Annotated in this window: 16 protein-coding genes; 6 read left to right on the top strand and 10 right to left on the bottom strand. The window is 73.2% G+C overall.

Features of this window, described 5'->3' with window-relative positions; all coding sequences use genetic code 11:
* Positions 1 to 23: 23 nt before the first annotated feature.
* Positions 24 to 1160 (top strand): serine hydrolase domain-containing protein, encoded by a 1137-nt coding sequence (locus ACGF0D_RS04080; protein WP_392913895.1) that lies wholly within the window; start codon positions 24 to 26, stop codon positions 1158 to 1160.
* Between the two features lie 31 nt (positions 1161 to 1191).
* Here ACGF0D_RS04080 and ACGF0D_RS04075 read toward each other — a convergent pair whose 3' ends face one another.
* Together ACGF0D_RS04075 and ACGF0D_RS04070 are read right to left on the bottom strand one after the other, a co-directional pair.
* Entirely contained in the window at positions 1192 to 2010 is an 819-nt protein-coding gene (locus ACGF0D_RS04075; RefSeq protein WP_392913894.1) for a hypothetical protein, read from the bottom strand.
* Positions 2011 to 2115: 105 nt separating this feature from the next.
* Complete coding sequence (locus ACGF0D_RS04070; protein ID WP_392913893.1) at positions 2116 to 2778, bottom strand: LysE family translocator; 663 nt, start codon at positions 2776 to 2778, stop codon at positions 2116 to 2118.
* An 85-nt stretch (positions 2779 to 2863) separates the two neighbouring features.
* On the opposite strand from ACGF0D_RS04070, the gene ACGF0D_RS04065 reads away from it, so the two are divergent.
* A complete protein-coding gene (locus tag ACGF0D_RS04065; RefSeq protein WP_392913892.1) occupies positions 2864 to 3028 on the top strand; it encodes a hypothetical protein in 165 nt (54 codons plus the stop codon).
* A 92-nt stretch (positions 3029 to 3120) separates the two neighbouring features.
* Positions 3121 to 4257, top strand: a complete 1137-nt coding sequence (locus ACGF0D_RS04060; protein ID WP_392913891.1) for a PLP-dependent aminotransferase family protein — start codon at positions 3121 to 3123, stop codon at positions 4255 to 4257.
* 129 nt (positions 4258 to 4386) lie between these two features.
* On the opposite strand, the gene ACGF0D_RS04055 is transcribed toward ACGF0D_RS04060, so the two are convergent.
* Genes ACGF0D_RS04055 through ACGF0D_RS04045 form a run of 3 tightly spaced genes read right to left on the bottom strand, consistent with a single transcriptional unit; the run spans position 4387 to position 7855 of the window.
* Positions 4387 to 5292 (bottom strand): SDR family oxidoreductase, encoded by a 906-nt coding sequence (locus ACGF0D_RS04055; RefSeq protein ID WP_392913890.1) that lies wholly within the window; start codon positions 5290 to 5292, stop codon positions 4387 to 4389.
* Complete coding sequence (locus ACGF0D_RS04050) at positions 5289 to 6284, bottom strand: alpha/beta fold hydrolase (protein WP_392913889.1); 996 nt, start codon at positions 6282 to 6284, stop codon at positions 5289 to 5291. Before ACGF0D_RS04050 ends, ACGF0D_RS04055 begins: the two co-directional genes overlap by 4 nt.
* Positions 6281 to 7855, bottom strand: coding sequence for a flavin-containing monooxygenase (locus ACGF0D_RS04045; RefSeq protein ID WP_392913888.1), 1575 nt, complete (start codon positions 7853 to 7855; stop codon positions 6281 to 6283). The genes ACGF0D_RS04050 and ACGF0D_RS04045 overlap by 4 nt, the downstream gene beginning before the upstream one ends.
* 202 nt (positions 7856 to 8057) lie before the next feature.
* Between ACGF0D_RS04045 and ACGF0D_RS04040 the strand changes: the two genes are divergently transcribed.
* Both ACGF0D_RS04040 and ACGF0D_RS04035 read left to right on the top strand, forming a co-directional pair.
* Positions 8058 to 8846: a MerR family transcriptional regulator gene (locus ACGF0D_RS04040; protein WP_392871836.1), complete on the top strand. Its 789-nt coding sequence runs from the start codon at positions 8058 to 8060 to the stop codon at positions 8844 to 8846.
* Positions 8847 to 8905: 59 nt separating this feature from the next.
* Complete coding sequence (locus ACGF0D_RS04035) at positions 8906 to 9910, top strand: ABC transporter substrate-binding protein (protein ID WP_392913887.1); 1005 nt, start codon at positions 8906 to 8908, stop codon at positions 9908 to 9910.
* Between the two features lie 100 nt (positions 9911 to 10010).
* Here the strand turns inward: ACGF0D_RS04035 and ACGF0D_RS04030 are convergent, their stop codons facing one another.
* The 4 genes from ACGF0D_RS04030 to ACGF0D_RS04015 all read right to left on the bottom strand — a co-directional run bounded on the left by ACGF0D_RS04030 (position 10011) and on the right by ACGF0D_RS04015 (position 16594).
* Positions 10011 to 10934, bottom strand: coding sequence for a CPBP family intramembrane glutamic endopeptidase (locus ACGF0D_RS04030; RefSeq protein ID WP_392913886.1), 924 nt, complete (start codon positions 10932 to 10934; stop codon positions 10011 to 10013).
* A 361-nt stretch (positions 10935 to 11295) separates the two neighbouring features.
* The gene (locus tag ACGF0D_RS04025; protein WP_392913885.1) at positions 11296 to 12933 is read right to left on the bottom strand and encodes a M4 family metallopeptidase; all 1638 of its coding nucleotides are present in this window, start codon (positions 12931 to 12933) and stop codon (positions 11296 to 11298) included.
* Positions 12934 to 13440: 507 nt separating this feature from the next.
* Entirely contained in the window at positions 13441 to 15495 is a 2055-nt protein-coding gene (locus tag ACGF0D_RS04020) for a serine/threonine-protein kinase (protein ID WP_392913884.1), read from the bottom strand.
* A 340-nt stretch (positions 15496 to 15835) separates the two neighbouring features.
* Positions 15836 to 16594: a dienelactone hydrolase family protein gene (locus ACGF0D_RS04015; protein WP_392913883.1), complete on the bottom strand. Its 759-nt coding sequence runs from the start codon at positions 16592 to 16594 to the stop codon at positions 15836 to 15838.
* Positions 16595 to 16795: 201 nt separating this feature from the next.
* On the opposite strand from ACGF0D_RS04015, the gene ACGF0D_RS04010 reads away from it, so the two are divergent.
* A complete protein-coding gene (locus ACGF0D_RS04010; protein ID WP_392913882.1) occupies positions 16796 to 17158 on the top strand; it encodes a DUF6191 domain-containing protein in 363 nt (120 codons plus the stop codon).
* Here the strand turns inward: ACGF0D_RS04010 and ACGF0D_RS04005 are convergent.
* On the bottom strand, positions 17119 to 17520 hold the full coding sequence (locus ACGF0D_RS04005) for a VOC family protein (RefSeq protein WP_392913881.1): 402 nt from the start codon (positions 17518 to 17520) through the stop codon (positions 17119 to 17121). The genes ACGF0D_RS04010 and ACGF0D_RS04005 overlap by 40 nt on opposite strands.
* Positions 17521 to 17546: the final 26 nt, after the last annotated feature.

Below are 17546 nucleotides of genomic sequence, written 5' to 3'. Positions count from 1 at the left end.
GGGTCCAGGCATCGGGGTTCGACGTGAGCGGCGTGGACGCCGCGGTCACGGCGGCGGTCCGGGCGGCCCGGCCCCACGCCACCGCCGTGACGGTCGCCCTGGCCGTCCGGGACCAGGCCGACGTGCGCTGCTTCGGACGGGTCGGGAGGGGCCCGGCCGCCGCGCCCTGCACGCCCGACACCGTCTTCGAACTCGGCTCCGTCAGCAAGACGTTCACCGCACTGCTGCTCGCGGAGATGGCCGCACGCGGCGAACTCGCCCTGGACGACCCGGTCGAGGCCCGGCTGCCGCACCGCTGGCGCGCGGCGAAGGTCCGGTCGACCGAACCCATCCGACTCCTGCACCTGGCCACCCACACCTCGGGCCTGCCCGGACTCCCCCCGGGACTGCTCGCGAAGGCCGTTCCGGCCTGGTTCAGCAACCCGTACGAGACGTACGGCGACGAGCAGTTGAGGGACAGTCTGTCCCGAACCACCATACGGGGCACGCCTGGTAGCCGGTACGGGTACTCCAACTACGGTGTCGGGCTGCTCGGACGGGTACTCGCCGAGACGGGCGGACTGCCGTACGGGGAACTGCTCGCCGAACGGGTCTGCCGCCCCCTGGGCCTGCGGTCCACGACCTGCGCCCCGGACCTGCCGGGCCGGGCGACCGGCTACCGGCGCGGGCGGGCCCTCCCACCCTGGTACATCCCCGGACTACCGGGAGCCGGCGCCGTCCGGGCCGACGGGGCCGACCTGCTGCGCTACCTCCGGGCCCACCTGGACGGCGGACCTGCGACGGGCCCGGCCCGCGGACTGGTGAGGGACCCGGGCGGCGGACCGACCACGGGCCCGGGCTCCGGACCCGCCACGGGCCCGGATGGCGGACCCGCGACGGACCCGGACGGCGGACTGCGGGCCGCACTGCGGGACGTCCAGGGGCTGCGGTTGCGACTGCCGCACTCGACCGACCAGATCGGCCTGGTGTGGATGCACCGCCGCTCGGGCGACCGGGACCTCTACTTCCACAGCGGCGGCACCCGGGGCTTCACCGCCTTCGTGGGGTTCTCACCCGACGGCCAGGCGGCCGTCGCCGCGGTGGCCAACACCGCCCCGGCGCTGGACGGCCGGTTCGTCCAGGCCGGGTACGAGGTACTGCGGGCCGCCAGCCGGGCCTGAGAGCGCCGGTGCCGGTCCCGCCCGCACCCTGTCAGGAGCGGCCGAACCAACGGCGCTTGGCCCGGGGCAGGGGCGCGACACCGTTCTCCGGGACCGCCGACGGGTCGTCGTACTCACGGGAGATCACCTCGACCCGGCCCGACTCGGCGTCATGGCGCACCGTTTCCAGACCCTGGCGGTCCAGTCGGGCGATGGCGTCGGCGTGGGTGGTGGTGTTCAGGGCGATCATCCCGACGTCCGGGCGCGTCGGGGTCAGCTTCACCTCCTCGTCGAGCAGGACCCGCACCAGGCGGTCGGCGGAGGCCGAGGGCAGATCCTCGTCCACGGCGACGTGCAGCACCAGGTGTTCCTCACCGGTGGCCTGGAACCGGCTCTGCGCGACCCACACCGAGCGGACGGCGGGGAACTCGCGGATCCGCCGTACCAACGCGTCGCGCAGGGCGACCGCCACCGGGTCGGTGGACCACGCGAGCCTCATCTCCGCCCCGGGGCCGTACGCCGCCCAGTCCCGCAGCACCTGCTCGGCAAAGATCGCCTGCCCGTGCCCGGAGCGGACCCCGAGCACGGCGACGCCGGTCTTCTCCAGGATGTCCCGCAGCCGAGCCGCGTCGCAGTGCACCATCCCCGCGGCCTCCGCCAGCAGCCGCATGCCGAGCGCCGCGTCGGTGAACCCGAGCAGCGTGGGCGGTTGCTCGGGGTCGGGAAGGAACATGACCGATCCGGTGTCGGTGACGGGGACGAACACCCCGCCCTCGAACAGCGCGGCCAGCACCGCCTCGGGCGCCGGCTCGTGCCCGTCCGCGCGACGGTCGAGAAGCTCGGCGAGACGTACGTTCGCATCGTTGATCACGCGCGCAGCGTAGCGCCCGGACGGCCGCCGCCTGCCCGGCGACGACCTACGCCCGGGACGACCACGGCCGGGGACGACTGCGGCCCGGGAGGGGACGGTTCCGGCTCAGACGGCGACGGCCTTGGCCCGGTCGGCGGCGATGTTCACGGCGAGGCCGGCGAGGACGGTACCCATCGCGTAGCGCTGGATCCGCAGCCAGCCGGGGCGACGGTTGAGGAAGGCCGCGATGCTGCCCGCGCTCACCGCGATCAGGCCGTTGACGGTGATCGCGATCGCGATCTGGGTCAGGCCCAACAGCAGGCTCTGCACGGCGACGTGACCGCGCTCCGGGGCCACGAACTGGGGCAGCAGCGAGATGTACATGATGGCGATCTTGGGGTTGAGCAAGCAGGTCAGGAAGCCCATCGCGAACAGCCGGCGCGGCGGGTCCGGCGGCAGCTGCTGCGGGGCGAAGACCGCCGTGCCGCCCGGCTTGACCGCCTTCCAGGCCAGCCAGAGCAGGTATCCGGCACCGGCCAGCTTGATCGCGGTGTAGAGGACGGGCACCACCGAGAACACCGCGGCCACCCCCGCCGTCACAGCGACCAGGTAGACCAGGAAACCGGCCCCGACCCCGAGCAGCGAGATCAGCCCGGCACGGCGGCCCTGCGCGATCGAACGCGACACCAGGTAGATCATGTTGGGCCCGGGCGACAGCACCATGCCCAGGGCAACGGCGGCGATCCCGAGCACGGCCCGGCCGTCCACGGCGGTTGTCAACGCGTCCATGCGAGGAGGCTAGGCCGGGCAATCGGCTCGATGCAATGATGACTTTGCACTCGGTGCAATGCGGGCCGCTGGAGGGCCGACCCCGATGGACGACTACCGCCTGCTCGCCGACCGGATCGCCGCCGAGATCGCGGACGGCGGCTGCGGCCCGGCCAACAGCTGCCGACCCAGCGCGCGTTCGCCCGCAGCCGGGGCATCGCCGACTCGACGGCCGGGCGCGTCTACCGGGAGCTGGCCCGGCGCGGACTGACCGTCGGGGAGGTCGGTCGCGGCACCTTCGTCCGGGCCGGGCGCGCACCGGACGGCGCCCGGGTCGCGCTCGCGGAGCCGTCCGCCACCCCCGTGGACCTGGAGCTCAACTACCCCTCCGTCCCCGGGCAGAACGAGCTGCTGACGGCCGGACTGGCGCCGCTGCTGCGGCCGGACGCGCTGGGCGAGGCGCTGCGGCCGGTCGGCGCGGCGGGAACGGGCGCGGCCCGGCGGGCGCTCGCGGGACTGGTCTCGGTCGACGCCTGCAACGCCTGTGGCTCCTGTGACTCCTGTGACTCCTGCGGCTCCTGGCACGCCGACGCGGCGGACCTGCTGTTCGCCGGCAACGGGCGGCAGGCCATCGCCGGGGCGCTGTCCGCCCTGGTGCCGCCCGGGCAGCGGCTGGGCGTGGAGGAACTGACGTACCCGGTGGTCAAGGCGGTGGCGGAACGGCTGGGCATCGTGCTGGTGCCGCTGGCCGTGGACGAGCACGGGCTGCTGCCGGACGCCGTCGCGGCCGCCCATCGGACCGCCGGTCCGCTGCGCGCGGTGTACGTCCAGCCGCGCCTGCAGAACCCGCTCGGCGTGAGCCTGCCGCGGGAACGGGCGGTGGCGCTCGTGGCCGTGTTGCGGCGGCTCGACCTACCGGTGGTCGAGGACGCCGTCTGGTCCTTCCTCCGGCCGGGGTCGGCGCCGCTGGCCGCGCTCGCGCCGGAGCGCACGGTGCTCGTGGACAGCCTCTCCAAGCGGCTCGCCCCGGGACTGACCACCGGGTTCGCGGTTGTTCCTGCGGCGCTGCGCGAGCGGGTGGCGGGGGCGCTGCGCTCGGGCGGGTGGGCACCGAGCGGCTTCGCGCTGGAGGCGGCCGTGCGCTGGATCGGGGACGGCACGCTGGCCTCGGTGGAGGCCGCGAAGCGGGCCGACGCGACGGCCCGGCAGCTGCTGGCGCGCGAGGTGCTGACGGGGCAGCGGCTGCGGTCCGACCCGGGCTCGTACTACCTGTGGTGGGAACTGCCGCCGGGCCTGCGGGCGGAGGCCTTCGTCGCGGAGGCGGCGCGGGCCGGGGTGTCGGTCACACCGGCGGCGGCCTTCGCCGTCGATCCCCGGCGCTCGCCCTCCGCCGTCCGGGTCGGGCTCGCCTCACCGCCGTTGCCGGTGCTGGCGCGGGCTCTGGAGACGCTGGCGGGGATCGCGGCGGGGCGCGGCGAACAAGCTAGGGGAGACGGATGACAGATGACAGATTTCGAAATCTGTCATCTGTCATCTGTCTGCTGTCATCCGTTCGCTGTCATCTGTCTGCTGTCATCTGTCTGCTGTCATCTGTTCGCAGCCAGCCGCCAGCCGCCGGACTGTCAGCCGTCAGCCGCCCGACCTGCTGCGGCTCCCCCGGGCCTCCGTGTCCGCCGCGCCTCCGGCACCGACGGCGCGCAGGCGGCTCGCGGCGGTGGCGGCGAGCTGGGGAGCGAGCCGGGCCACGTCCCGGGAACCGACCACCGCGATCATGGTCGGCAGCAGCCAGCGGACCGGCTGCATCCCGCGCAGCCAGGCCTGCGCGTAGACGTGGGCGGACCGGCGGGCGATCCCGGCGACGATCCGCTCCACCGCGGGTTCCAGCGGGTACGTCTTGTTCGCCGGCCACGGCAGCCGGGATCGCATCTGCCTCAGCACGGCGTCCTGGTCGGCCCCGCGGACCATGTCGGTGTCGGTCCAACTCAGGTACCCGACACCGACCTTGATCCCCTGGTACGCCACCTCGGCACGGATCGAGTGGGCGAAGGCCTCCACCCCGGACTTGCTGGCGCAGTAGGCGCTCATCAGCGGCGCGGGGGTCAGCGCGGCGAGCGAGGCGATCTGGAGCAGGTACCCGCGGCTCTCGGCGAGCGCCGGCAGGAAGGCCCGCGCGGTGGCCACGCTGCCGAGCAGGTTCACCTCGATGACCCGGCTGAACGCCTTGTGGTCGCTGTCGGCGAGCGGCCCACCGATGGCGATCCCGGCGTTGGCGACGACGGTGTCGATCCGCCCGTAGTGCTCCTTGATCCGGCGGGCGGTGTCCTCCAGCGCCTCGAGGTCGGTGACGTCCACCTCCCAGCTGGTGGCGGACGGGCCGCACCGCTCGGCGACGTCCTTCAGCTCCTCCGGCTCCAGCCCGAGCAGGGCCACCTTGGCCCCGCGCCGGGCGAGCTTGCGGGCCAGCGACGCGCCGACGCCGCGCGCGGCCCCGGTGACGACGACGACCTGCGCGGACAGCGGCGGGATGGCGTTCATGCGACGGAGGTCCTCTCGGCGACGGAGTCGGGAACGGCGCCGACGGGCTCGGCACCAGCGACGGAAGTGGCGGCGGGAGCGGCGGCCAGGTACGCCGAGGCCATCCGGTGGATCTCGGCGGCGACCTCGTCCGGGCGCTCCAGCGGCGACATGTGGCCGACCCCGGGGAGCAGCAACAGCCCCTGCGGGTCCTGGAGTTCGGCGACGATCCGGTGGGCGTGCACCGGCGGGGTCAGGCGGTCGGCGGTGCCGACCACCACCGCCGTGGGCGCGGCGAGCCGGGCGAGCCCGGCGTGGATGTCCAGCCGGTCCAGCACCGCGGCCCAGTTGGCGCGGACGGCGGTCGGACAGGCGTGCACGATCCGGGCCGTCGCCTCGACCTGGCCGGCGGGCGAACCGGGCCCCATGGTCGCGTACTTGAGCGCCACCCGGCTGAGCGACGAGACCGGCCCGAGCGGCATCCGGGAGCGCAGCAGCTGCCGGTGCAGGAGGCGCCGCAGTCCCGGGGAGCGTACGGCCGGTGGCAGGACGGTGAGTTCGGCCACCAGGTCGCCGGGACCGGTGGAGATCAGGACGGCCGCGGCGGTGCGCTCGGCGACGTCGGGTCGGCCACCGGCGGCCATGATGGTCATCCCGCCCATGCTGTGTCCGGCCAGCACGGCCCGCTCGCCCGCCGGAACGGTCCGCACAAGCACGGCGGAGAGGTCCTCGGCCAGTGCCCGGGTCGAGTAGCGGGCCCGGCTCGGCGGGATCTCGCTGTGCCCGTGGCCGCGCTGGTCGTAGGCCACCACCCGGTAGCGGTCGGCCAGTCGGCGGATCACCGGGGCCCAGAAGGCGGTCGAGCAGGTCCAGCCGTGCGCGAGCACCACGGTGGGCGCGCCGGGCCGGCCGTGCACCTCGGCGTGCAGCCGGATGCCGTCCGCCGACCGGATGCTCAACTCCTCCGCCGGAACCGGCGGTTCGTACCCCTCGGGGAGGTGGACGCCACTCACGCGGGGACCTCCTGGCCGGCGGTGCGGGCGGCGGTCGGCGCGGCGCGCATGATCAGTTCGTACTCACCGAGGTCGACCCTGCGGGTGGCCCGGCGGAACGAGGTGGTGGATCCGGGCCAGAGCACGGTGTTCTTGCCGCTCGGGTCGAGGTACCAGCTGAGGCAGCCGCCGGTGGTCCACACGGTGCGGTCCATCCGGTGCTGGAGTTCGAGGTTCCACTGCCGCTGGGCGCGCGCGGTGGGCTGCATCGCGGCGGCTCCGATCGAGCCGAGCGTGGTCAACGCGTCGATCATGTAGTTCAGTTGGGACTCGATCATCAGGATCATCGAGCTGTTGCCGAGGCCGGTGTTGGGCCCGATGACGAAGAAGAGGTTCGGGAAGCCGTTCACGGTCGAGCCGCGCAGCGCCTCCATGCCGTCCTTCCACTCCTCCGCCAGGCTGGTGCCGTTGGCACCGAACACCCGGGCGCCGATGGGCATGTCGGTGACGTGGAAGCCGGTGCCGAAGACGATGGCGTCCACCTCGTGCTCGCTGCCGTCGGCCGCGACCAGGGTGGAGCCGCGCAGTTCGCGTAGGCCGGAGGAGACGACCTCGGTGTTGGCCGCCGCGAGCGCCGGGTAGTAGGTGTTGCTGAGCAGGATGCGCTTGCAGCCGATCCGGTAGTCCGGGGTCAGCTTGGCGCGCAGCGCCGGGTCGGGGACGCCTTGGGCGATGTGGCGTTCGGCGAGCCGCTGGACCAGGCGCAGCAGTCCGGGGCGGCGAACGAAGGCGTCCACCTGGATCTCGCGGAGCGCGAAGAGGGTGCCGCGGCGGATCTTGGTGGTGACCGGCAGGCGGCCGTGCAGCCACCTCTCCAGCTGGGTGATCTCGCGGTCGCGGCGCGGCAGCACCCAGGCCGGTGTGCGCTGGAAGACCGTCAGCTTGCCGACCTTGGGCTGGATCGACGGGATGATCTGGGCGGCGGAGGCGCCGGTGCCGACCATCGCGACGCGCTTGCCGGTGAGGTCGAAGTCGTGGTCCCAGCGGGAGGAGTGGAACACCTTGCCGGGGAAGCCGCTGAGCCCGGGCAGGTCGGGGATCTGCGGGTCGGCGAGCGGTCCGGCGGCGGAGACGATGGCGTCGGCGGTCCACTGGCCGGCCGAGGTGGTGATCCGCCAGTGGGTCCGCTTGCTCTCCCAACGGGCTTCCAGCACTTCGGTGTTGAAGCGGAGGTGGGGTCGGAGGCCGAAGACGGTGGCGACCTTCTCCAGGTAGGCGCGGATGTCCGGCTGGCCGGAGAAGCTGCGCGGCCAGTCGGGGTTGGGCGCGAAGGAGAAGGAGTAGAGGTGCGAGGGCACGTCGCAGGCGCAGCCAGGGTAGCTGTTGTCGCGCCAGGTGCCGCCGACGGAGTCCGCGCGCTCCAGGACCACGAAGTCGGTGATCCCGGCGCGGCGCAGTCGGACCGCGGCGCCGAGGCCGCCGAAGCCGGAGCCGATCACCGCCACCCGGACGTGCGGGACGGACTCCTGCGCAGCGGCGGTGTCGGTCGCTGCGGACGCGCCGGAGCTGGGGCGCTTGCTGCTGGATGCCATGCGGCAACCTCCTGAGGGTGGGACGGTGATCGTCGCGCTCTCCCGGGGGTCTGCGGCCCCGGAACCTCCCGGGGGCTCGCCTCCGGGACCCTGCCAATCGCGCCAGTAATCACTGGCATGATTGGCAGGGTAGCCCTTGCTGACACCGGATGGAAGAAGCGCGACGGCTCCGGTTCGGGGATCCTTCCGAGCCGACGGTCCTATGCTGATCGCCGTGGACAAGGTCAGAGCTGCTGCGGGCGACAGAAAACGCGAGTACCGGGTGGAGGAACTGGCCGAGGCCGCCGGTATCACCACCCGCACCCTGCGCTTCTACCGCGAGCGCAAACTGCTTCAGCCGCCCCGCAAGGAGGGCCGCATCGCCTGGTACGGCGAGGAGCACCTGGCCCGGCTGCGGATGATCGGCGAACTGCTCGAGCGCGGCCACACCCTGGGCGGCATCGCCGAGCTGATCGGCGCCGGGGAGAGCGGGCGGGACGTCGCCGGGCTGATCGGGCTGGAGGCGGCGATCGTCGCACCGTGGTCCGACGAGACGCCGGTGCGGCTGGACTGGGAGGAGCTGAAGGCGGCCTTCGGCGACCAGCTCACCGAGGAGAACACCGCCGAGTCGATCGCCCAGGGCTACATCACCGTCGAGGAGGACGGCATCACCCACGTCAGCCGCCGGCTGATGGACGCCACCACCGAGCTGGTGGCGGAGGGGGTACCGCTCTCGGCGGTGCTGGAGGCGAGCCGTCGCACCCGGGAGCACGTGGACGCCATCGCCGAGATCTTCATCGAGGTGGTCACCGAACACCTGCTCAGCGCGCTCGCCACCGACACCCCGCTGCCGCGCGGCGAGGCGGCCAGGCTCACCGAGCGCATCCTGCGGGTCCGGCCGCTGGCACGGACCGTCGCGGACGCCCAGTTCACCCTCGCGATGGACCGGCGGGTCCACGTCGAGTACGCCGAACTCCTGCGCCAGCGACGGGAGAACGGCTCCGAGGCGTAACCGGGCCACTGTCCGGGCAGGGATTCCGGCGCCCCGCCCGTACGTTGGAGGTGCCGCCGATGCCCCGACCGCTCAGCCGCCGCGCCGCTCTCGGCCTCGCCGCCGGGATCGCCCCCGGGCTCGTGCTCGCCGCGTGCGGGGCCGGCTCCACGGCCTCGAGCTCCGGCTCGTCCGGATCTTCCGGCACGGACGGGGCCGGCGGCACTGGCGGGACCCGGACGGTCCGGCACGCGCGCGGCGAGAGCACCGTACCGGCGCGGGCGAGCCGGGTGGTGGCCCTGGACAGCGACGCGCTGGACTCGGTGGTCACCCTCGGGCTCGACCCGGTCGGCGCCACCACCGTCGCGGCGGGTGCCGCCTTCCCCGCCTACCTGCCGGCCGAGCGGCTGGCCGGTACGAAGCCCGTCGGGGCCATCGGCCAGCCCAGCCTGGAGACGATCGCCGCACTGCGGCCGGACCTCATCCTGAGCAACCAGGTCCGCGACGACAAGCGGTACGACGAACTGTCGAAGATCGCGCCGACGGTGCTCACCCGGACCACCGGGCCGACCTGGAAGGAGAACGTCCGGCTGCACGCCGAGGCACTGGGCCGGACGGCCGAGGCCGACGCGGCGGACGCGGCGTACCGGGTGAAGCTCCGGGACCTGGTCACCGCACTCGGCGGGCCGGCCAGGGCGGCGGCCACCCGGGTCGAGATGGCCCGCTTCCTGGCGGGCGCGCCGACCAGGCTCTACCTGAACGACACCTTCACCGGCTCCCTGTTCAAGGACCTCGGGCTCGGCCGGCCCGCCAACCAGGACAAGACCGGCTTCTCGCTGGAGATCAGCCCCGAGCAGGTGGACCAGGCCGCGGCGGACGTCATCTTCTACTCCGTGTACGGGGACGAGGCCAAGTCCGACCAGGGGAAGATCACCGGAGGGGCACTCTGGAAGAACCTGGACGCCGTGAGGAGCGGGCGGGTGTTCCGGGTGGACGACAGTTTGTGGATGCTCGGCATCGGCTACACCGGGGCCGGGCTGATCCTGGACGAGATCCGCAAGGATCTGGTGCCGACGGTCGGGTGACGGGCGCCGGGTGCCGGGCGACGGATTTCAGATGTCAGCCGACAGATGACAGCTGACAGCTGACAGATTTCATCATCTGTCAGCTGAACTCCGTCATCCGTCACCGGCCTCCCGCCGGCGCCAGCCTCCCGGTGCACGCGAGGAAGGCCACGAACCCGCCGAGGACGATCCAGCCGGGCCAGCCCGCCAACGACATGGTGAGCGGGTCCAGCTCGGCGTCGGGGTCCGCGAACTCCTGGACCATCGACACGCTCATGCTGCTCGCGAAGGCGTGCGCCACCACCGCCGGGACGACCGACCCCGAGCGCAGCCTCAGCCAGGTGAAGACCGGCACGACGAGCACACAGCTCACCGTCAGCGCGGGCACCGCCAGGTACCAGGGCCGTCCCGGGTACTGGCCACCCATCAGCAGCGTCGGCAGGTGCCAGAGCGCGAAGGCCGTCCCGGTGAGCAGGTACGCCCGCACCAGCGCCCCCGTACCGCCACCGCCACCACTACCGTCACCGCGTAGCAGCAGCCGGGGGAAGAGGAAGCCCTGCCAGCCGATCTCCTCACCGAAGAACAGCGGCAGCGACAGCACCATCCCGATCAACCCCCGGACCGCCCACGCTCCGACCCGCCCCGGGTCCAGCGAGCCGAAACCGGCGAAGGGGTAGCTGCCCGCCAGGGCGCCGAGCACCAGCGCCGCGGCCGTCAGCCCGCTGAGCACCCCGAGCGGCAGCAGGCAGGCCCGGACCGCGCGCCACCGCGGCCGGGGCAGGCGCAGCGCGAGCGCCTCCCGCACTCCGCCGCCGCGCTCGACGAAGCGGACCGCGAGCAGCGCCGCCAGTGCCGGGGCCAGCATGGCGGCCCCGATGCAGAGTTGCTCCAGGGCGCCGGTCTCCTCCCGGGCGTCGGCCCGCCGGTACCCGTCGGCGAGCAGCGGTGCCATCGCCGCCCACATCCCGGCGTAGGCGAGCACCAGGTAGACCAGCAGGCCGCGCCGCCGGACGGCGCTCGTCGGGGTTCGCGTCAGTAGCGTCATGTCGGGGACGCTACGGACCCTGGACCCACTACCGGAACCAAGTGCACTGCCACCCCAGGTAGTTGTCCACTACCACCGCGATGGTCGAGTTTTCTGGGTGTACGGGAGCCCGTTAGAGGTGCTACTTCGCGCCCCGCGCTCCGGCGCCCGCCACCTGTCGTGCCGCGAGTCACCACAAAAGCTGCACGAGAAGGAAAATTGACGTATCGTCAGGCGTCACACAGCGGAAGCGACGGTGGTCCGCTCACCGTCGCCCCCGCCGTACTCCCCCGCCGGCCGGCACCCACGGCCCGGCGGGGCCTCGACACTGTCCCGGGCCGGGCCTGATCGGTTCAGGCCCGGGCCTTGACCTCGGTCCGGATCAGTTGACGTTGACCGCCGTCCACGTGGCGGCGACCGCGTTGTACTCCGCGCTGCCCGAGCCGTACAGGTCGGCCGCCGCGCTGAGGGTTCCCGCACGGGCACCCGCGTAGTCGGTGGTGGAGGTGAAGTAGGTGGTCAGCGCGCGGTACCAGATCTGCGCGGCCTTGTCCCGACCGATGCCCGCGAGCGTGGAGTTGTCGTACGTCGGGCTGTTGTAGCTGAACCCGTTGATCGTCTTCGCGCCGCTGCCCTCGGACAGCAGGTAGAAGAAGTGGTTCGCCACCCCGGACGAGTAGTGCACGTCCAGGTTGCCGACGTTCGCGTCCCAGTAGTCCGCCGAGCCGCCGTCCTTGCTCGGCTGGTCCATGTAGCGCAGCGGGCTGCCGTCGCCGCGCAGGTTGATCAGCTCGCCGATCCAGTAGTTCGGCGGGTTCGAGGGCAGGTTGGCGTACCACTCGACCATCGTGCCCATGATGTCCGAGGTGGCCTCGTTGAGGCCGCCGGACTCGCCCGCGTAGTTGAGGTTGGCGGTGGCCGCGGTGACGCCGTGGCTCATCTCGTGGCCGGCCACGTCGATCTCGGTGAGCGGTGCGGTGTCGTTGCTGCCGTCGCCGTACGACATGCAGAAGCAGCTGTCGTCCCAGAAGGCGTTGACGTAGTTGGAGCCGTAGTGCACCCGGCTCAGGGCGCCGACGCCGTCGTTGCGGATGCCGCTGCGGCCGAAGGTGCTCTTGTAGAAGTCCCAGGTGGTGGCGGCACCGAACTGGGCGTCCACGGCGGCGGATTCGCGGTTGTTGACGGTTCCGTCGCCGAAGCTGTTGCTGGTGTTGGCGAACAGCGAGCCGGTTCCGTCGGTGCCGTTGTTGAGGTCGCTGGTGGACTGGCCGCCACGGCTGTCGTCCTTCAGCTGGTACTCCGAGCCGCTCTGGGCGGTGGTCAGCGGGACCTGGCCGACGAAGACGCCGTTGCCGGTGCCGGCCGCGGTCTGGACGGTCTCGTGGCTGGCGAGGGTGCGGCCGTCGGTGGCATCGGTGACCAGGATCTGACGACTCGGGGTGCCGTCGGCGCGCAGGCCCTCGACGGTGGTGCGGTACGCCAGGCGGGGGTTGCCGTCGGTGGCCCAGACCACCAGCTCGGCCCGGCCGGCCTGGTGGACCTCGGTGAGCGGCGACTCGTCGGCGTCGGTGGTCACCCCGACGGTGGCCCTGACCGCCGCGGTGACCTGCGTGACGGCCTGGTCGGCGGAGAGCTTCGGGGTCAGGTTCGGCAGCGCGATCCGTGCCGCGACCGCCTTGTCGACCGACTTCACCGAGCCGTCGGCCTTCTGGTGCACGACGAGGTCGCCGCCGATCACCGGCAGACCGGCGTAGGTGCGCTCGAAGCGCAGGTGGCGGGTGCCGTCCTTGTCCAGCACGGCGTCCTTGGCGACCAGTTGCTCCTTGTCGCCGAGCTTGAGCGCCTTGGCCAGCGGGCCGGCCTGACCGGCCGCCAGCTTGAGCACGGTCGCGTGCTGCTGGGCGGCCTGGGCCTGCAGCGAGGGGGTGGGAGCGGCCTGGGCGGCGGTGCTCACCTGGATCACACCGGTCAACAGGGCCGTGGCCGAGAGTACGGCGACGGCCGCGAGCTTACGCTTCACGTACGAGTCCTTCCGGGAAACCGCGTCTGGGCGCGGTCGCACCGCGTCCCGGGGGGCCGGGTCGGCACCTGTGGGGCGGGACGGGCACTGACGTGCGGGAACCCCGTGCAGTCGAGCGGCTCGCCACCGAGGGGTGGGGGTGGGGCTACCGCTGGGGGATGACCAGAAGCATGACAATCCAGCAGATGAATTGACAGGTCTGGCTCAGCAATTGGCCAGGTCCCGCCATTGGGTAAAGAGCGTCCAATCGACGGGCACAACGGGGCGATTCACCACATCCCGCCGCGGGTCTCGACCCGTGCGACGGCCGACCGCCTGCGCCTACGGGCGCTCACCCGCCGAGCACGGGTCGGACCGGCCGGAGCGACCTGCAGTCGATCGACTTTTACAAGTGTGTAGAAGACTCCATACGGTCCCTTGACGCACGGGTGGCGAGCTTCCGCCACCCGAACCCCCTTGCCCGCCTGAGGGGTTCCTGCTAACAACGCGCGTCGGCCCGGGCCAGTGCTACTGGAGCCGCCACTCCTGGGCGGTGTTTCCAGGGGTGCAGGCGACCATGGTGACCGCGCTGCCGGGGCCGTTGTTGGTCATGCAGCTCTGGTTCTGGTAGTCGCCGAGCGTGTACGAGCCGGCCGAACTCCCCGTGCGGACCGTCCAGTTGGTGAGGAAGCTGAACCCGCTGTTCAGGACGACCTTCCCGTCCATCGTCTGGACCATCAGCGGGCCGCCGTTGTTGCAGGCGTTGAAGAGGATCCACGAGCCGGGGTTGGTCGAACGCACCCAGCCGTACTGCGCGTGACCTCCGACCACGATCGGGTTGTCGCCGTTCAGGTTGTCGTCGCGCATGCCGATCGCGCGGCCGTCCTTCACGCTGACGATGGTGCTCCAGCTGTTGCCGCCGCAGGAGGCGGGCCGGCTCGGGCTCTGCGGGGCGCCGGTGGCGCCGCCACCGGTGGTCTGGGCCGGGGGCTGCGGGTTCTGGTTGGCGGGCGGGTTGGCCGGGTTGCCGCCGCCGGGCTGGTTCGCCTGACCGGCCGACGCCCCGCCCGCGGCCGTACCCGTACCGCCGGCCCGGTTGCCGCCGGAGCCACCCGGGCCGCCGCTGCCACCCTGACCGGCGGCCGGGACCTGGGCGGCCGGGAGCTGCGGCTGGCCCTGGGCGACGCCGGGCACCGGCTGGTCGGGCCCCGGGGTGGCCGCCGGGGTGTCGGTCGGTGCCGGGGCGGCGGGCGCGGTCGTGGTCGCGGGCGCGGTCGCCGGCGTGGCGCCGCCCGGGTTCGCGGGGGCGGTGACCACCACGGTCGGCTGCGCGCCTGGCGGCAGGACGGCATCGGAGCCGCCCGCACCACGGTCGACCAACAGGACGGTCGCCGTGCCCATCGAGATGACGACGGGGATGACGACGGGCACCAGCAGGGTGCGCCGCGAGCGCCGTCGGCCGGGTTCGGTGGGCGCCTGCGGCCCCACCTTCGCGACCTCGTCCGGCGCCGGAGTGCCGCCCTTCACCAGGTCCACCGCCGCACCGCTCCCGGTCGGCTCCGCTGCCCGGTCCTCGGGTCGATCCGCCGCACCGTCCTCGGCCCGATCCGCCGTGACCCGCTCGGCCGGGTCCGCCGCACGGGCACCGCCCGCAGCCCCCTCGCCCGCACCGGGCCGTAGCGGGACGGTCCCGCTGTCGGCCGCGCCGGCCTTCCCGGGCGCCTGCGCGCCTGCGGCGCCGCCCTCCCCCGCGAGTGCCGCCCGGGCCGCACGGGCCGCCGACGCCATCGCGGCGGCGTCCGCGTACCGCTCCTCGGGCTTCTTGGCGAGCGCTCTGGCGACCAGTGCCCGCACCGACACCGGGAAGGTGTCCGGCAGTTGCGGCACCGGCTGGTTGACGTGCTTCAGCGCGATCTGGAGCGGCCCGTCACCGGAGTACGGCGGCCGGCCGACCAACAGTTCGTAGCAGACGACACCGATCGAGTAGAGGTCGGTGGCCGGCCCGAGGTCCGCGCCCTCGGCCTGCTCCGGGGACATGTAGAGCGCGGTGCCGATGATCGCGAACGGGGCGGTGAGCTTGGTACTGGCGAGCGCCCGGGCGATGCCGAAGTCGGTGACGGCGACCCGTCCGTCGGCGCGCACCATCAGGTTGGACGGCTTGATGTCCCGGTGCACGATCTCCCGCCGGTGCGCGGCGTGCAGCGCGTCCAGCGCGCCGGCCACCAGGTCGAGGACGCGCTCGACGCCCATCGGGCCGGTGTCCTTGAGCACCCGGTCCAGCGGACGGCCGTCGATCAGCTCCATGACGATGTAGGCGCAGCGCTCCTCACCGTCCCCGCCGCTCTCGCCGTAGTCGTGGACGCCCACCACGCCGGGGTGGTCGACCGCGGCGACCAGCTGGGCCTCACGGCGGAAGCGCTGGGCCGAGGTCTCGTCCTCCAGCAGTTCCGAGCGCAGGATCTTGACCGCGACCCGCCGCGCCAGCACGGTGTCCTCGGCCTTCCAGACCGATCCCATCGCGCCGCCGCCGATCTTCTCGACCAGCTCGTACCGCCCACCGAGCACGGTGCCCGCGCCGCTCATACCCCTGCTCCCCCGTGTCATGACCCCGCCCCCGCGGGTCGTCGGCACACAGTGTGCCAGAGGGTGTCGAGGGCTCAGTCGTGCAGGTTCGAACAGGAATTGGGCATCGGTTGTCAGTCGGCGAGGACGGCCCGCCGCTGGTGCCGGTGCGCGGTCACGGCCGCCCCGGCCCGGTCGAGCGGCTCGTCCGGTTGCCGTGGGTGACAGCGCCGCCCGCGGCAGCGCCTTCCGTGACAGTGCCGCCCGGTACAGACCGGCCGGACGCGTATCCGGCCGGGTGTCTCCCCCGGCGGGACACCGACCCGGCCGGACACCTACCCGGCCGGGTCGGGAGCCGGCCTCAGGCCGGCAGGACCCGCTTCAGCAGGCCGAGCAGCGCCTCCCAGTGCCGTTCGGCGGCCACCGCGTCGTAGCGGGTGGTGTCGGCCTGGGTGTAGCCGTGCGGGGCGCCGGCGTAGACCTCGGCCCGGTAGCGGACGCCGGCGGCGGTGAGGGCCTCGGCGAGCCGGTCGATCTGCTCGGGCGGCAGCGCGGGGTCGTCGTCCGCGTGGCCGAAGTACAGCTCGGCGGTGATCCGGTCGGCGCCCAGGTGCGGGCTGTCCGGGAGGTCGGTGGCGAGGCTGCCGCCGTGGAACCCGGCCGCGACGGCGATCCGGTCCGGGTGGCTGGCGGCCGTGCGCAGCGCCAGCAGGGCGCCGCGGCAGTAGCCGGTCAGGCCGACCGGGCCGTCCTGGACCAGCGGGGACTCGGCGAGCCAGCGCAGGTACGCGTCCGCGTCGCGGGCGGTCGCCTCCGGGGTGAGCGTTTCGAGCAACGGGACGAGCCGACCGAAGAGTTCGTCGGCCTGGTCCAGGTCTATGAGTTCCGGCAGTTCGACGACCGGCGAGCGGCCGTTGCGGTAGTAGGCGTTGGGGACGAGCACGGTGTACCCGGCGTCGGCCAGCCGGTCGGCCATGGCCTCCAGGTGCGGCCGGAGCCCGAAGGCGTCCATGTAGAGGATGACGCCGGGGTGGGCCCGACCGTCGTCGGGGTGAGTGAGGTAGGCGTCGGCGGTGCCGTCCGCCGTCGGGATGTCCACGAGGGTTCCGCGCACGGGCATGGTGAGGGGCGCTCCTTCCGGTTCGTCCGGCAGCGTATCCGGTGGGCCCGTGGCCCGCCCATGCGCTTTTCGCCACAGCGCGGCCTCGCCCTCACGGCGCGGCCCCCACACGCAGCGTGGCCTCGCGCCCCGGCGCAACCACGATGCACGGCCACGACGTGCCCGGGGAACGCCGGGGCCCCGCGGGGGCGTTGAGCGGGCATGGGGTGGATCGTGGGTGTGACGGCGGTGGTCGCGGCGGTGCTGGGGCTGGTCCTGCTGGCGGCGTGGCAGGTCCAGGACGAGGCCTCGTCACGGCCGCGTCAGCGCGGGCCGGGGACGGGGCTGGGTGTCGGCGGGCTGGAGGAACTGCACGCGCTGTTCAGCCCGGGCAAGCAGGTGCAGATCGAGCAGAAGCACGAGCGACTCGTGCTGCGGGACGATACGCAGGCCGGAGCGCCGCCGCACTTCGGCGTGGACCTGGACCGGGGCGTGGCGGTGCTGCCCGACGGCGCCGGCGGGCGGACCCCTGGGGAGAAGGGGGCTCAGGACTCCCAGGTGCGGGAGCAGAGCACCAACCGGTAGCCGTCCGGGTCGGCCATCGTCACGCCGTACTCCTCCCAGTACGGGTTGTGGGACTCGACGCGGGTGCCACCGACCTCCTCCAGCCGGGCGACCAGGGCCTCGTCCACCGGGGCGCCGAGGTAGACGACGAACAGGTCCTCCACCGTCGGGGTGGGCTCCAGCGGCCGTTCCGGGTCGTGGGTCAGCTCGAAGTGCCAGCTGCCGCCGGACGGACCGACCATCAGCAGGTCGTGCTTGCCGGGCACCCGCTCGGTGCTGCGCCACTGCACGTCGAGGCCGAGGCCGCCGACGTAGAAGCGCTCGGCCGCCGCGAGGTCGCGCGAGGGGCGGGCGATCCGTACCCGCGTCGTGGAATCGATCACGCGGGTGACCATAGCCGATGCCACTG

Source organism: Kitasatospora sp. NPDC048298 (genome assembly GCF_043201465.1).
In the GTDB taxonomy this organism is placed as follows: domain Bacteria; phylum Actinomycetota; class Actinomycetes; order Streptomycetales; family Streptomycetaceae; genus Kitasatospora.
The sequence above is the reverse complement of the archived record's forward strand: the minus strand, read 5'-3'. Positions and strand labels throughout refer to the sequence as shown.

Bases quoted from the DNA above. Each gene is read 5' to 3' on its own strand.
- ACGF0D_RS04070 (WP_392913893.1), bottom strand. From the start codon at position 2,778: ATGGACGCGTTGACAACCGCCGTGGACGGCCGGGCCGTGCTCGGGATC.
- ACGF0D_RS04065 (WP_392913892.1), top strand. From the start codon at position 2,864: ATGGACGACTACCGCCTGCTCGCCGACCGGATCGCCGCCGAGATCGCG.
- ACGF0D_RS04055 (WP_392913890.1), bottom strand. From the start codon at position 5,292: ATGAACGCCATCCCGCCGCTGTCCGCGCAGGTCGTCGTCGTCACCGGG.
- ACGF0D_RS04045 (WP_392913888.1), bottom strand. From the start codon at position 7,855: ATGGCATCCAGCAGCAAGCGCCCCAGCTCCGGCGCGTCCGCAGCGACC.
- ACGF0D_RS04040 (WP_392871836.1), top strand. From the start codon at position 8,058: ATGCTGATCGCCGTGGACAAGGTCAGAGCTGCTGCGGGCGACAGAAAA.
- ACGF0D_RS04035 (WP_392913887.1), top strand. From the start codon at position 8,906: ATGCCCCGACCGCTCAGCCGCCGCGCCGCTCTCGGCCTCGCCGCCGGG.
- ACGF0D_RS04030 (WP_392913886.1), bottom strand. From the start codon at position 10,934: ATGACGCTACTGACGCGAACCCCGACGAGCGCCGTCCGGCGGCGCGGC.
- ACGF0D_RS04020 (WP_392913884.1), bottom strand. From the start codon at position 15,495: ATGAGCGGCGCGGGCACCGTGCTCGGTGGGCGGTACGAGCTGGTCGAG.
- ACGF0D_RS04015 (WP_392913883.1), bottom strand. From the start codon at position 16,594: ATGCCCGTGCGCGGAACCCTCGTGGACATCCCGACGGCGGACGGCACC.
- ACGF0D_RS04010 (WP_392913882.1), top strand. From the start codon at position 16,796: ATGGGGTGGATCGTGGGTGTGACGGCGGTGGTCGCGGCGGTGCTGGGG.